The sequence below is a fragment of the Methanosaeta sp. UBA356 genome (assembly GCF_002496465.1).
In the GTDB taxonomy this organism is placed as follows: Archaea; Halobacteriota; Methanosarcinia; order Methanotrichales; family Methanotrichaceae; genus Methanothrix; species Methanothrix soehngenii.
In genome coordinates this window covers 1-13,608 of record NZ_DAKC01000008.1, presented here as the reverse complement: position 1 = coordinate 13,608, position 13,608 = coordinate 1, and the positions used below count along the sequence as shown (strand labels likewise).

General features: G+C 51.2%; 12 protein-coding genes. 2 read left to right on the top strand and 10 right to left on the bottom strand.

Annotated features, from left to right (window positions below; genetic code table 11):
* From BP727_RS00510 to BP727_RS00465, 10 genes are all read right to left on the bottom strand, one after another.
* A partial coding sequence (locus tag BP727_RS00510) for a type III-B CRISPR module-associated protein Cmr5 (RefSeq protein ID WP_286856768.1) occupies window positions 1-336 on the bottom strand: 336 nt, incomplete at its 3' end.
* A 2-nt stretch (window positions 337-338) separates the two neighbouring features.
* Window positions 339-1,232 carry a type III-B CRISPR module RAMP protein Cmr4 gene (gene cmr4 / locus BP727_RS00505; RefSeq protein ID WP_286856766.1) on the bottom strand — a complete coding sequence of 298 codons (894 nt, stop codon included), beginning with the start codon at window positions 1,230-1,232 and terminating at the stop codon, window positions 339-341.
* The gene (locus tag BP727_RS00500) at window positions 1,214-2,389 is read right to left on the bottom strand and encodes a type III-B CRISPR module-associated protein Cmr3 (protein WP_286856764.1); all 1,176 of its coding nucleotides are present in this window, start codon (window positions 2,387-2,389) and stop codon (window positions 1,214-1,216) included. The genes cmr4 and BP727_RS00500 overlap by 19 nt, the downstream gene beginning before the upstream one ends.
* Window positions 2,390-4,300 (bottom strand): type III-B CRISPR-associated protein Cas10/Cmr2, encoded by a 1,911-nt coding sequence (gene cas10, locus BP727_RS00495; RefSeq protein WP_286856762.1) that lies wholly within the window; start codon window positions 4,298-4,300, stop codon window positions 2,390-2,392.
* Window positions 4,297-5,445, bottom strand: a complete 1,149-nt coding sequence (cmr1, locus tag BP727_RS00490) for a type III-B CRISPR module RAMP protein Cmr1 (protein ID WP_286856759.1) — start codon at window positions 5,443-5,445, stop codon at window positions 4,297-4,299. The genes cas10 and cmr1 overlap by 4 nt, the downstream gene beginning before the upstream one ends.
* The gene (gene csb2, locus BP727_RS00485; protein WP_286856757.1) at window positions 5,436-6,278 is read right to left on the bottom strand and encodes a type I-G CRISPR-associated protein Csb2; all 843 of its coding nucleotides are present in this window, start codon (window positions 6,276-6,278) and stop codon (window positions 5,436-5,438) included. The genes cmr1 and csb2 overlap by 10 nt, the downstream gene beginning before the upstream one ends.
* A 326-nt stretch (window positions 6,279-6,604) precedes the next feature.
* The gene (hepT, locus tag BP727_RS00480; RefSeq protein WP_286856755.1) at window positions 6,605-7,057 is read right to left on the bottom strand and encodes a type VII toxin-antitoxin system HepT family RNase toxin; all 453 of its coding nucleotides are present in this window, start codon (window positions 7,055-7,057) and stop codon (window positions 6,605-6,607) included.
* Window positions 7,020-7,424, bottom strand: a complete 405-nt coding sequence (gene mntA, locus BP727_RS00475; RefSeq protein ID WP_013719799.1) for a type VII toxin-antitoxin system MntA family adenylyltransferase antitoxin — start codon at window positions 7,422-7,424, stop codon at window positions 7,020-7,022. Before mntA ends, hepT begins: the two co-directional genes overlap by 38 nt.
* 50 nt (window positions 7,425-7,474) lie before the next feature.
* Window positions 7,475-10,885 carry a DNA polymerase II large subunit gene (locus tag BP727_RS00470; RefSeq protein ID WP_286856751.1) on the bottom strand — a complete coding sequence of 1,137 codons (3,411 nt, stop codon included), beginning with the start codon at window positions 10,883-10,885 and terminating at the stop codon, window positions 7,475-7,477.
* Window positions 10,882-11,310 carry a PPC domain-containing DNA-binding protein gene (locus BP727_RS00465; RefSeq protein WP_048133158.1) on the bottom strand — a complete coding sequence of 143 codons (429 nt, stop codon included), beginning with the start codon at window positions 11,308-11,310 and terminating at the stop codon, window positions 10,882-10,884. The genes BP727_RS00470 and BP727_RS00465 overlap by 4 nt, the downstream gene beginning before the upstream one ends.
* 539 nt (window positions 11,311-11,849) lie before the next feature.
* Between BP727_RS00465 and BP727_RS00460 the strand changes: the two genes are divergently transcribed.
* Together BP727_RS00460 and mtxX are read left to right on the top strand one after the other, a co-directional pair.
* The gene (locus BP727_RS00460) at window positions 11,850-12,812 is read left to right on the top strand and encodes a methanogenesis marker 2 protein (protein ID WP_013719796.1); all 963 of its coding nucleotides are present in this window, start codon (window positions 11,850-11,852) and stop codon (window positions 12,810-12,812) included.
* A gap of 3 nt (window positions 12,813-12,815) precedes the next feature.
* Window positions 12,816-13,608: methanogenesis marker protein Mmp4/MtxX (gene mtxX / locus BP727_RS00455; RefSeq protein ID WP_286856750.1), on the top strand; the 793-nt coding region annotated here is incomplete at its 3' end.

The window sequence follows — 13,608 nt, the reverse complement described above, 5'->3', positions numbered from 1 at the left end:
TAAGCAGTTATCGCATTCCCGAAGCCAGCTTTCAACAATGCGATAAAGCAATTCATGTGCTTGCTCGTCTGGCTTCCGACCAGTCTTCGCAAGCTTAGATGCTGCTAATTCAAAGGCCATAGCTTGACCAAGACCATTTGTGACGATAGTAGCAGGAAGTCGTTCCACATAGCTGTCAAAATTTCCGATATCTGGGATATGTTGCCTGAAGAGCCATTCCAAGGATGTGAAACGCTGAGCATATTCTTCAATTTGCGCTGGATCTAGTCCCTGAAGTCCCTTAATGGCGGCTAATGAGTGTGCAGCCCTCTTTTGGCCAATAGTCAGGTTAGTCAAAATCATCCCTCACAGGATTCGCTACGATCTAAAGTTTTCACTGCAAACCATCCCTGGCCAACCGTTTCATTTCCTCCAACTTGCAGGTAATTTATATTTTCTAGAAGAGAACCAGCATAGCTACGTGATTCATCCTTGCGGAGGAAGAGAAGTGAATAGAAAACACTGTCGACAGGCAGGGTTTCCTCATACCAGAGGTTAGTGCTTTTCTTTGTCTTGATATCGAGCACATTCCTTGCACTAATTTGCAATCCGTAGCTTGCGAACCATTGGAAATCATCATCGTTGAGGATTATCAACTGATCGTTAAGTCGTTCTGAGGCCACTCTATGGACGATCAATTTTTTTAGAGTATCGATTAAAGTGTCTTCGATCTTGCCCGACACCCGAAACTCACGTTCTTCGAGAAAGACATTATCACCTTTGTTTGACCATGCTGTAGACTTTTCAGGCTTTCCAGAAAATTGTAATCCTTCCACCATCCATTCATATTGAGTTCTTTGAGCATCTCTTTTAATCCTCTCTAATAGGTAAGGACATGTTGCCCACTTGTAATTCCCTGTTAGGCTCCTCACGGGCAAAAGCAAAAGCTTTGCATCTGAAACCACCAGGTCCCCAGCATCCTCCTGGACTCCAAACAACTTTGCCACCTTTGGGTCCAGCTTGGAATCCGTTTTGCCGTTACTCTCAGTAATAATATCAGGCCAAATCTCTCTCGCGCGATCTCTTAATGCACCTTTCAAGCTCGAACCAACTATCACAGGATATTGGGTTATCGATTCCCTGGCGACTGGAAGATCAACAAATCCCGATGACCTACCTGATCCAGGATGAATTGAGGTCTCTGCTATCATCCTTATCATCAAATTCTTCATCTCTATGCTCCCTCCTTCCATAATCCAATCAAAATTTGGCCAAATCCAAAATCAGTATATCCACCGATATGACAGCCATTTAAATCTCTCACTTTCTCAGCAACTTCTTTCTCAGATTCACAAAACCACACAGAACCTGGCGGAATGAACGGCTTTAGCGGTATTGGTCCCTTTCGAGCAGGAATTGAATTCCATCCACCTATTCTCACAGGTCGCTCCAAGCAAGCTGAAATTACCTTTGTACCATGGATGCCATAGAATTCTTCTCCAGGCCCAGCCAATCCTCTTTCGAAGTAAGCAGGAGTGAGGTGAGTCACTGTGAACCGAGTGACTCCTCCAGATGATTGCAATGGCGGAGCTTCAGGTATCCCTATTGGATTCTCAAGCTTTTCAGCATAGGCAATACGACTTTCCCCACCAAACGTCAAGGTCGCAGGAAGCTCCAAATCTTCAGTCAAACCACTAACATTCATTGCCAGGGCTACATTCTGGCAAAGCCTTACTTTTTGAGAAGAATAGATTGCCCCCTCTTTGGCAGTCCTTTTTTGGTAATTCCTCTCTATGCCAACCGTATATTCAAGATCCCAAAGAATATTTATCGGACTTGGCGCTGTATCATAGTCCTGGACGAAGCGGGATACCCTTTTTCCGCGGATTGGATTAATATGCTGCAATTCATTTCCCTGAAGTATCGTTTGCATGTCGTCCTTATTGAAGAAGAATCCATTAAGTCTCTTCATACCAGTACCATTTGTTGCTGCAGGAAGCTTCACCTCATTTCCAAGATCGCAATCTATGCCATTGCCAGGATTCAAATAGGAAAAAGTCCAGTTAACCTCATCAAATGATGGCTCTTTTCCAATAATATTTAGAGGAGCTGGAAAAAGCGGTTCAATTATTCCGTTTATCTTCCGGATTAGATATGGTCCTTGGAATTTTAAAGGTTTCAGATGCTCGCCATCTCCAAGCTTATCTTTGATCTCTGATGGCCAGTCTCCATGCCCATTCCAGCCCTTGCTCCTTGCGAGAGAAGCCCTGATCGCCCCCACAATTGTTGTGGCAAATGGGGGAAACATGCTTTCCACATCTGTTTGATTCTTCTCACCTTGATTGAACGGCCTGCCATCTCTGAAAAACCAGCTATCAACTGGGCTCAGGCTATAAGCTACCATACACATTTAGTCCATCTCCTGGCCAACCTGAGACAAGAACTTCAAGAGCATAACCCCGTCTGTGGTGAGACATCTTTCATCTGGGGACATCGCTTCACCTCTTCTATCTCTACAAGATCTGCTGCAAATTTTCAAAAGCCTTCTCATTTGCATCTCTGCATCCTCTTTGCTCACAGTTCTCTCTCTCGACATCCTGTATTGAGCAGCCAAGAGCCCAACCGGATCCATACCGTCTGTCAACTGCACGTAACTTCCTGGTCTCTCGCTCAAATCTCCTGAGAGAGCGGTAAGGACCTCTCGAATGCTGTAGAAGAAGCTTGTTGAGAACTGTCTATCTCCTCGGAGAGATGGAAGTAGATCGTTAAACAAGTCTCTACCTTCTGAAACCAAGATATTGTCCCATGTTGCAGTCCATTGACAGTATTTTCCGCTTGGCTTTAGGACGCTAATCGCAACGCTACCTCTGCCGTTTTGGTCTTTGGCCACATCGTCCAGAATGTAATGTGCTTCATGCAGGGCAGCACTCAATGGAACACGATAATGAGTGAAGATAAGACCGGCTGATATGGTCGCTCTCGGATCTGAGATACTCTTAAAGGATTCTCTGTAGCAATTTGAAAGCATTAGGCTGCACTCAATTGCCTTCTCAACAGGAAGCATAGCTAGAACATCATCGCCACCTGCATAGATTGTAACCCCGTTATGATCTTTGACTATTTTTTGAACATATCCTGTAAAGTTGGCAAGAGCGCTGCTAACCGAGGCACCCTTTTCCTTAATGAGGCTGCCCATGTTATCGCCATCCATTATCAGCATTCCATAGAATGATGATGGTGAAGAACCTACTTCTCTGACTAGGTCTATAAGCGTAGACTTAAGCCTATAACGCACCTGCTGAGTCTCTTGATCCTCATTCTTGCAGTCCTCATTAAAAGGAGTGCTTTTTAGGGGTGTGCTATCGCAGTTATCGATGGCATTCGTGAAATAGAAGTTGCCATCGAGGTTCAGGAAGCCAGCAGTCAGAGAATTGCTGCTGATACCGACCTTCTCCGAAATTCCTGGACGGCTGACATCCGACGCTTCAGTCAATACATCTCTTGCATATCTCTCACATAAAATCGGGGCTTTCTCTGCAGCCAACTTAAGCCAAGGAATGGCTGCCACATAAGCGGTAGAGGGCCAATTTTCAGCTCTGACAGGCCAGCCAATGGCCTTCTCGGATGCCCTGGGGAACATGCGCTTGATGAGGGAAATTGAGCATAAACGCTCTCCTTCACGCAGATCCATGCCGCCTGTTCCCTTTCTGAGTTCAGTCCAAAATAAGTCCTGCTTCTCCCTCACTTCACGGCTTTTTGATCTAACAAATCCAGAAATCTCCTGCCAGTCCCCCATGATCGTGCAATGGTCTCCACCTTCTATCGGTGGTATATGACTTCTCCAATATTTTCTGTCGTTTATCGAGTCAATATCGGAATCAATTGTCCATGAGATCTCCCAGAAGGATTCGATCTGACGATCCCAGATTTCCTTCGTTCCCACTCCGTGACCTGCAACTTCTTTCACATACTTATCAAAGACAACATTTCCTATCTTCCTCCAGGCGCTAGATACAGCTATGGCTGCATCCCCTGCTGCAATAGCCGGATTAGGTGCAGAAGCCTCAAATCTATTTGGCAAAGAACCGATTATAGGATTGTCCTTTTTATCTCTGGGTTTTTTAATCCAATCCAGGAGACGATCTTCTCTGACATCCGGAATCTCAATCTCCCCACCCTTATCTTGAATGCATTTAATAGCGCACCCAGCCAGATAAGACAGAAGAAACGATCCACTCCACAGATCGCGAGTTCTTCGGGCTTGGGCCACGAAATCCTGTACTGGGCCTATGGTAAAATGGATCTTCGGAGTGTCGCTCATATTACCCTCACTAACGATGCAAACCTAGGAGTGTCTCTTCCATCGATGAACTCATGGAGGACTTTATAACCGTTAACGTCTGCATCTACAGGAGAATCTCCAACCATTATCTTCTCTCCATGCGGCAAGAAATCAGCTGGGATAATTGCGGTTATTGCTGCAAATTGGCTTTCATTCATGCGCTGTATATGGATGAAGAGCGGACTTGCTCTTCTCTCATGATCTTTGGGTTTGACTTTGGCTGATTCTTTAGTACTTGAAAAGTAGTAGTTATGAGGAAGGCCAAAAATCGACCTTTTGGGATGATTATATATCACATTGCCGGCCAAGGCATCTCTGATGAGTTTGTAATCATCCAAGAAATTCTTTTCTTTCCTATAGCTTCGATACTCCATCATTTTATCGCCGATAGAATTTAACAATCGAAGAGGCTCATCACTTGTATCTAGAATATCAATTCGCATCATTTTGCTAAAAGCAGTATAGGGTGGAAGGCCATCATAGCGCAATATCTTGTATCTCCCATCTGGATCAAAAAGATTTAATATTGCCCTTTTAAGACCATCTTTATCACTTGGCGATATGAACACCGGATCGGTTTCATCACCCCTCGTGAGTTTTTTTAAGTTGAAAGAGCCGTAGCCTTTGCGTGAACGGGAGCCCAGACCCCCGAAAAAACCCATTGCCAGAAGGGCAGCTTCCACACTTTTAATGTTGTCTTCAGGCGTACTTGGCAAGAAGCTAAGTTCTAGCGCTCCATCCTCTATTGGATATCCCAAACATCGTCGATTCAGTTCACCGTTTGCTTCGATAAGACCGTATCCCAGATATATAGAGCCTTCTCCCGCATCCGTGCCATCATTATAACTCAAAACACTTTTCTTTTTTATAGGGACTGTTTTTTTGGGTGGCAATAGTCTTATCTTAACACTTGATTGGCCTTCTTCTGTGCTTCCAAAAATCTTAGCTTCCTCTGATCGCACTTGATCTACTGATTTTAGCCTGCTCCACGCAAGAGCTCGCCACCAAAAACGCAGCATACCCTTCATGCCGGAGACTCGGAGTTCAGCTGATTGAGGATCCGCCCCACCCATAAAGAGAGGAGTTACAATGCTAAAATCAGCTCTTAATTTGGTCATGCCCATCTTGATCTCTCCATATCAGTTATTTCGCCCAATACAAAGGATGCTTTATGGTGATTCTGTACCGCGCAATCGCTTTCACCCTCAAATCCCCCCATCCCAAAATGCCCCCCGTACCCCACCGCCACCGGCCCCTGCACCGCCTCTGCAAATACGATGCGAAAGCCGTAGCCGGCTCCATTCGCCGCTGGCCTCCTCTCATCCGCCCCTCTCCGGCGCACAAAGGCATCCCAGGGAACATCCCGCTCGCCCAACCTGGTGTGGCCCACTCTCTCTATCATATCAGGCTCGGGAAAGCCTGCCAGCCCCAGCAGCCGTAAGAGTTCGTGCTCCGGGCTGCCGATCTGAAAACCGGTGGAATCGACCTTCGGCACTCCTGCCCTGGTGGCCTTGGGGTGGCGGGTGGGCAGGAAGGGGGTATGAGATATCCATGATCTCGACCGGGAAAATAGTGGGCTCGTGCTGCCCAATTCCGCCGGCTGGCCCAATCCCAGAAGGACCAGACTCGTGCTTGCCCCCTGATCATCATAGATCTCCTTCAGCTTCTGCAGGGCCGCCTCGTCCTCGGAGTCAAAGCCCATGGGTGCATAGATGCTGATCTCCGTGATCTCGCCCCCGGCCTGCTGGCCCTGGCGCGGGTTTGATTCGCAGAAGATATGGGCATGCTCGTGGCCTCGCAAGGGCCGGTGCAGCTCGTCGCAGCCGGTGAATACCGCCGAGCCATCGGATAGCTCCACCAGCGCCCGGTGGACCCTATCCGTCAGGAGAATGGTCTGGGTGAGCAGAGGCCCAGGGCCAGCAAGAGCATATCGAGCCACCGTAGGCTTCAGGGCCATACCCCCGTTTGGGCAGTCAGTGAGAATGACTTTGAGAAGAATGCTCTGCCTACTTCCATTAAGAAATAGTTGGAATAAAATTCGCATTCACCCAGCAGAAAGCTCAATTCATCCTCCTCCTTGGAGTATATGTTTGTCTGTAAATAAAGCTTTTTGCTGGATGCAGTATATCTTTTTTGACATATTTCATTTTTGATAAATCATAAGTACTTTTAATGAATTTCAGGGAAAGGTAAAATCCAGATAAAAATCGTAATGGACCGGTTATGATTCCGCAGGACTCAATCCGATGGCTATATCCCGTTCATTTGCAGCTGGCCCGCCAGCTATCCATCGTTCCTTAATACTTCTTTAATTTCATCTCTGAAGCTTCTTAATGTCTTAAGATCATTTTGCAGTATGCTGTAGATCTCATCTAAATTGATATCCCAATAAATATGAACCAGAACATTTCTGAATCCAGCCAGGTCGGAAAGCTCGATGGCCAATTCCTCTGGAATCATGCCAGCCTGGCCAAGAAGATAGAAGACCTCGCGATAAGTTGCCGGTCTCTTAAGCTGATTTTTGGATATTAAATGAGATGAAATATCTATTGCCGCCTGAATGCTGACCAGCATGGCATGAAGGACCATATTTCTTGTATCACGATCCGTCTTGAGGTCCTCTAGAGAAAACCGCTGGTATCTTTCCCAATCCTTTATTGCCTCATCGAGTTCTCTTAAATGTGATAAAACTCTCATTTCAGGCTCTGGCCAGGAAGGCTCTATCAAGGCGGTCATACATATGCTTCAAGTCCAGATATTCCGATATTAGATGAGCCTCGAAATCGATCCTATTCTCTTGATCTCTTTCCAATACCACTATCCCATTGCTTATAACCTCATACTGAAAATATACCGGAGCATAATTGAGAATACGAACATCGAACTCCATCCTGGGCTCCACTCCTTCTTCCAGATCCCTCGCAACCTTCCCAGAAAACTTGAACCTTTCATAAGGGGATTTCTCTCTGCAAAGATGAATGGCTAAGTCAATATCATGAAAGTCGTCTCTCTTGAGAAATGATCCAAAGACATAGGCCAGATCGATCTCGTCAAATCCATCAAGGATGAAACCAATGCTCTCAAGGACTCTCTTTTTATCCATTATCTGGCCCCAGTGTGTTCATTTGCAGCCTTATATGTGATAAGACTTTCTCACATGAAATCCGCAAGCCCGGTCTGCCTGGCCTTCTCGTTCTTGAACAAAGAGTCGATCTCCATCTTCAAAAGCTGCAGCCTCTGCTTGGTGTAGCTGCTCACCCCATACTCCTCTGCCACCTTGATCGAGACCTCCAGATACTTCCGCACGCTGCCCTCATGCACAGTGAGAATCATCCTGCCGCCGCATTTGGGGCAGGTCTCTTTCAGTGGAGGCCTTCTATACTTGGCTCCGCACTTCACGCACCTCACCTTCTGCTTGGAGAAGGCATGCAGATTGCCAATAAGGTCGGGCAGGAAATGAGAGTTGATCACCCGCTCTGCTACGTCCTGCTCGTCCACCGCCCGGATCATCCGCGCCAATTCCAGCTGGGCATCCATCTTATCGACCATGGTCTCCAGTGTCTTGTAGGCGCTGTTCTTCGGCCCGGCGGCGATGTCCGTGGTGGCATGACTGAAGTTGAACCCCTCATACTGCTGGTCGGTGCCCAGCCGCTTGGACACCAGATCGAACCTCCCCTCCAGGTCCTTGGGGCTGGTGTTGGTGAGGGTGGCCTCGTAGAACTCCAGGGGATAGACCGGGGTCAGATCCAGGTTATGAGCCTCCTTGTCCACCTCCGCCGGGTTGAGAATGGTGGTCATGACCAGACAGGCGTCCATCTTCCCACCCCTTTTCGCGGGAAGGTAGGACATGGAGAAGTTTATCAGGGCATCCATGAGCAGCATGACGCAGTCCTCGTCCCCATCGCAGTTTCTCCGTTTGGCCGCATGGAAGAAGGGATGGCCAAACCCAGCCGATGCCGGGCTGTAGCCGATCAGCCGGCATAGAACTCCTGCAGAGGTATGGGGGGCCAGGCCCACCATCAGCTTTCCGATCAGATCCTGGGGGGTTTGGGCATTATAGAATGGCTCCAGATGATAGAACTTGGCCAGCAGCTCGTCTGTAAACCAGGATACCTTCAGGAGGTATTCGCCCGCATCCCGGGACAGGACGATATCCTGGATCCTCAGCTCGCAGACCTGATCCGGACGGGTTAAAGGATCGCCATGCATATCCACAGTATAGCCCAGGCTCTGCAGAACTTCCGGGCTGGTGCCGATCTCGTCCGGCCGGAAATGGGTGAGGGGCAGGTCGGTGAGGTCGTATCTCACTGTGCCGTCCTTGAAGATGTTGATCCCGTGCTTGGCCCTCAGGATTCCCTTCTCCAGGGGCTCAGGGGTCTTGTCCCGTGAGGAGAGGCCCAACACCCCTTTCAGAGACTCGGGCTCCCTCTCCCCCAGACTCTCCAGGGCCTGAAAATAGAGCTTTTTGACATCGATCTGCATATCTGCTACCGCATTGGTCTCCTGGCCGCATTTGGGACACTTCTCAGGAGCGGGGATATTGCATTTGGGGCAGACCCTCTTCTTCTCAGTATGGCTGCCGCACTCGCAATTGAAGGCGAATCCCTCCTTGCCGCAGCTCTTGCACACCCGCCGCTCGATCTGAACATTGATGATCCCGGAGGAGCTGTTAGTGGAGTGCTTTGCCGCCTCCTGAATGGACCGGCCCTTGCCCCCCTCCTCCCCCGCGGGGAAGAGGACATGAGGCGGCGGCCTCATCAGCCTCTTGTCAGACTTCTCGGGCCGGCCCATGCGGGCTCCGATGCGGGTGGGCGCCCGGGCCCGAACCACAATGCCAGTGAATCGGTTGACCCTGGCCAGAGTCGAGTCCTCTGCCTGATCGACCCCACCCGGCTCGCCCCCAGCCTCCTCAGCCCTCCTCTTCAATGAACCACCCTCCCAGTCAATTCCCAGACACAGCAGGAAGGGCAGAGGGTCCTCGATTATTATCCTTCCATCTCGGACCTTGTGCAGCACCAGCAGGGTCTCTAAGGACTCCTTGGCCTCCAGAGGCAAAATCAGCCGTCCCGACTCCAGAATGCCTTTTGATGCCGCAACCTCCCGCAATAGGTCGTAATCCTCTATGGAGAGGTCATGCCACAGGTGGGTATGAGCAGGATGAAGGGGAACGCTATATTCTCTGGACAAGGCAATAGCCTCTTCGCCATCCATAGACTCTTTGCCCGATGGATCGCCGCCCGCTTTTAGTAGCTCCGCCGCCCACCACTCAAAGGCATATGAGGCCGGTGCCAAAGGTCGGTTGTTCTCTAAAAACTCCCCATAGCTGATCAGGATCTCTCCCAGATCCAGGATCCTGGATACATGGGCCTTGAGGGCGATCTGGATGGTCTTGGGATCTTTGCAGCTGATAGGCATCCACTCCAGTATATCCTGGTCGGAGTCAAAGCGCACCACATCCCCGTTGAGCAGCCGCACTGTGGGCCCCTCAATCGAGCTGACTGGCGCTACCGCCGCCGCTTTGCCCGGCTGCTCCACCTTGATCTGGGTTCCCGCTGCCATGAACTCTCCCAATAAAAGCATGCTGGCCGGATTGATACCTGCAGCAGCAAGCCCGGTGTTCCTCGCCCGGCCATAGCGCAACCTGAATCCCCCCGGTCGGGAGGGATGGGAGAAGACCGGCCTTCCCGCTATAAGGTCGCGGAGGAACTTGGGAGTTGAGTCCCCGCCATCCTTCTTGCCGCTGGCCAGGGAGTCCAGCCACTCCCAGCCGGAGATGCCTAGCTTGCTGACATGCTTTTTGAGCTTGGGCCGCTTCAGGGCTATGCCCTCGGCCGAGACCAGGGCGATACCCCCTCGCACCCGGTTGGTCTCTATTCTGTCCAGGTCCCGGTATCCAGAGACCTCCTCCTCCTCGGTGGGCTCGCCGTCTATGCAAATGGGGCAGTTTCTCACAATGGTTCTGATCTCATCGTCCGAGGGGGAGTACTGCAGGCCCGCCACTCGCTTGTACAGGCCGATCTCCTCCACATAGCGCTCCACCTCCTCCGGGCGCGGCTTCCAGGGGGCGATGCCCACGCTCCTCCTCACATAATCCGCAACGAGAACGGAGAGCGCCTGAGCAGTACCCCCGGCAGACCTTATCGGCCCGGCATAGTAGACCTTCAGATACTCAGTGCCGTCATCGTTCTTTCCCAGGTCCACCCGGGCAATGCCCTCCATGGGGGCGGCTACTACGCCCTCGGTGAGCAGGGCCACCGAGGTGCGGATGGCGCTCTCCACCGACTCGATCTTGCTGGCCCCCGCACCCAGCCGGCCCTCAGCGAAGTCGATACCAATGGCAAGCGCGGCCTCCTCCCGGCTCAATCCTTCCGCTTCGTGATGCCGGATCCTCTCTGCAATTCCCTGGATGCCGATCAGCTTCTCCACCCTCTCCGCCAGGTCCACCGCCAGGGGTATCTCCACATCAGTCGTGGGGTCCCGTCCCCGTCTGCGAGCCATTTTGGCTATGGCCATGGCATCATCCAGGCCATCCTGCAAAAGCTGGAAATAATCTTGGTTGTTCACTCTTCTCTCCACAGATTAAGCCCGGTGATGGAGTCTTTAGATCTTATCAGATCCGGTCCGACAAGCTCCTGAACATACAGCTCTGCGGCAAAGATCCGGCCCGAGGTCAGGTGCCCCGCCCAGACCTTTCCCTTCATGCCGGAGAGGACGGCATGAACATGAGCATATGGCTGGCCGGCCAAAAGGGATATGTTACCGGAGCATGAGGCCAGCTCCACTGGCTCATTGATCTGAATGCCCTGGTAGCTATGAGAGACTTGGTCGTAGTAGCCGATCTCCGCCTGGTCCAGGGCGCCAATCACATTCAAGTGGCCTGCTCGGATATCATTCTCTCTTATGACGCGGGTAATCTGGCCGATTATCTCCGCCCCATGCTCCAGCGTGGCCAAAAGGTGCCGCCCGCCCTCAAATTCCCTGATCAGCAATCTGGATCTCTCCTTCCCGCTATTCTGATGCATCCATGAGCCATTATCTCATTTCACCAATCAGATACAGGAGTCATGGGCTATTGAAGGATGCGCCCGGAATCTACATTTGAATGATACTTCAATGGAGATGGTAATTATTAGCAGTGAGGTCGGATTGGAGTTGCTTTAGATCCCTTTTGAGATGCTTGCCCGCAAATAGCGTTTCGATTCGTGGATTCTGCGATCGAGGCTATCAGAGGACAAACTTTATCATATATTTTATTAGTTAACCCCTTTTTTTCTATTGCATATATGGATTATTGCATATTGTTTTTATCAGAAAAAACCAGTAAAATCCATTATTATTCTTTACATAGTTCTCGAAAAGCGGCATCCATAAAAACATTACAAACTTTTCGATTAATCATTTCCATTGGAAACCTGAATGCAGAAATCCGCTGCAAAAAACCCATTTTATTGATGGAGTCAACCGGTTAAGAGCTTTTCGCCCGAGTTTTAGCGACACCTATTTTTGATCAGAGCCCCAGCATACTCCGATGAATCTTGAGTCTCTGGCAGCTGAGCTGCGCGGATTTGTGGGAGTCACCAGGAAAAAGCAGATTGGTGAGCTGATATCATTCTTTCCTATAGAATCCAAGCAGATCATTGCATCCTTCGGTGAGGATGCGGCAGTGATAGACGACGGCGATGAGGTCATGCTCTTCGCCGCGGACGGCATCTGGTCCAAGCTTATGGACGCCGATCCCGAGTGGTCGGGCTACTGCTCCGTGCTGGTGAATGTGCACGACATCGCCGCTATGGGCGGCTGGCCTGTAGCCATGGTGGACGTCCTATCCGCAGGAGACCCCGAGATATCAAGGAGGGTTTTAGAGGGCATGAAAAAGGGAATAGAGAAGCTCCGTGTACCGATCATCGGCGGCCACCTCCATCCCGATACCCCTTACAGCGCCCTGGACGTTGCCATCCTTGGAAAGGCGAAGAAGAATGCCGTGATCCTGAGCAGCACAGCGCAGCCGGGTGAGGTGGTCATAGCCGCTTATGATACCGACGGAAAGCCCCATCCCCAGTTTCAATTGAGCTTCGACTCCACCAGCTTCAAAGAAAGCAGTGTGCTGGCGCAGCAGCTGGGAGCGATGCGAGAACTGGGCGAAAGCGGCCTGGTCCGGGCGGGCAAGGACATCAGCAACCCCGGCCTCCTGGGCACCCTGGCCATGCTCATGGAGACGAGCAAGGTGGGTGCGGTGGTGGATGTGGATGCCATAGTGGTTCCCGAGGGCCTAACCCTGGCCGGCTGGCTGCAGATGTATCCGGGAATGGGATTCGTGGTCACCACCAGGCCCGAGAACCAGGAGAAAGTATTGGAGGTCTTCACCAGGCGCGGCCTGACCGCCAGGGTCATCGGCCGGGTGACAGACGAAAGAAGGCTGATAATTCGCAGCGGAGAAGAGGAGTCTGTGCTCTTCGACCTGGCCCGGGAGTGCGTGACCGGAATTCATTAGGATATGGACGCAAGCTTCATAAAATCCCTGCAGGATCGGGCGGAAAAGACTCACGCCCGCATAGGAATCGGCATCTGGAACGCCGACCGAGAGCTTATGGCATCCCTGCACTCGGCGGAGAGGTTCGCAGAGCTGCTGGTGGTGGGCAACGTCGATGAAAGCTGCCCATATGAGCATATTTGCACGGATGAGCCCTGGAAGGAGCTGGTCCGGCTCCTGGCGAACGGGGTGATCGATGGCGCTGTACGGGGAAACCTGCCCGCAGGAAGGACCATGCGCGCTCTTGCCGAAGAGTTCCGCCTGCCCGTCCGCCGCCTGGCCCTGCTTGAGCTATCCGGCTGGGCCTTTCTTTTAGGGCCGGTGGGAATCGATGAGGGCGAGACGGTCCAGGACCGTTTGGATCTGCTGCTTGGGGGCTCAAAGCTCCTGCAAAACATGGGCGTCCTGCCCCGGGCTGCGGTCCTCTCCGGAGGCCGGAGGGAGGACCGGGGAAGGTGCGAACGAGTGGACAGGAGCCTTTTGGAGGGCGACCAGATCGCCGCCCGCGCTCTCAAGGCGGGAATTGATGCAGAGCATAAGGGAATTCTGATCGAGAATTGCAGGGGAGATGACATCGTCATCGCTCCTGATGGCATCTCAGGCAACCTGATCTTCAGGACGCTGATGCTCCTGTGCGGGGCTCAGTCCTATGGCGCTCCAGCTATGATGGAGAAGATATTCATCGATTCAAGCCGGGCTCGAAGCGGATTTGACGGGCCGGTGATGCTGGCCGGGGCAATGGCCGGGATGAGAAAGG

What these genes read in the sequence shown, in the direction of transcription:
- cmr4 (WP_286856766.1), bottom strand. Translation starts at nt 1,232, where the DNA reads ATGGAAGGAGGGAGCATAGAGATGAAGAATTTGATGATAAGGATGATA.
- BP727_RS00500 (WP_286856764.1), bottom strand. Translation starts at nt 2,389, where the DNA reads ATGTGTATGGTAGCTTATAGCCTGAGCCCAGTTGATAGCTGGTTTTTC.
- cas10 (WP_286856762.1), bottom strand. Translation starts at nt 4,300, where the DNA reads ATGAGCGACACTCCGAAGATCCATTTTACCATAGGCCCAGTACAGGAT.
- cmr1 (WP_286856759.1), bottom strand. Translation starts at nt 5,445, where the DNA reads ATGGGCATGACCAAATTAAGAGCTGATTTTAGCATTGTAACTCCTCTC.
- csb2 (WP_286856757.1), bottom strand. Translation starts at nt 6,278, where the DNA reads ATGGCCCTGAAGCCTACGGTGGCTCGATATGCTCTTGCTGGCCCTGGG.
- hepT (WP_286856755.1), bottom strand. Translation starts at nt 7,057, where the DNA reads ATGACCGCCTTGATAGAGCCTTCCTGGCCAGAGCCTGAAATGAGAGTT.
- mntA (WP_013719799.1), bottom strand. Translation starts at nt 7,424, where the DNA reads ATGGATAAAAAGAGAGTCCTTGAGAGCATTGGTTTCATCCTTGATGGA.
- BP727_RS00460 (WP_013719796.1), top strand. Translation starts at nt 11,850, where the DNA reads ATGAATCTTGAGTCTCTGGCAGCTGAGCTGCGCGGATTTGTGGGAGTC.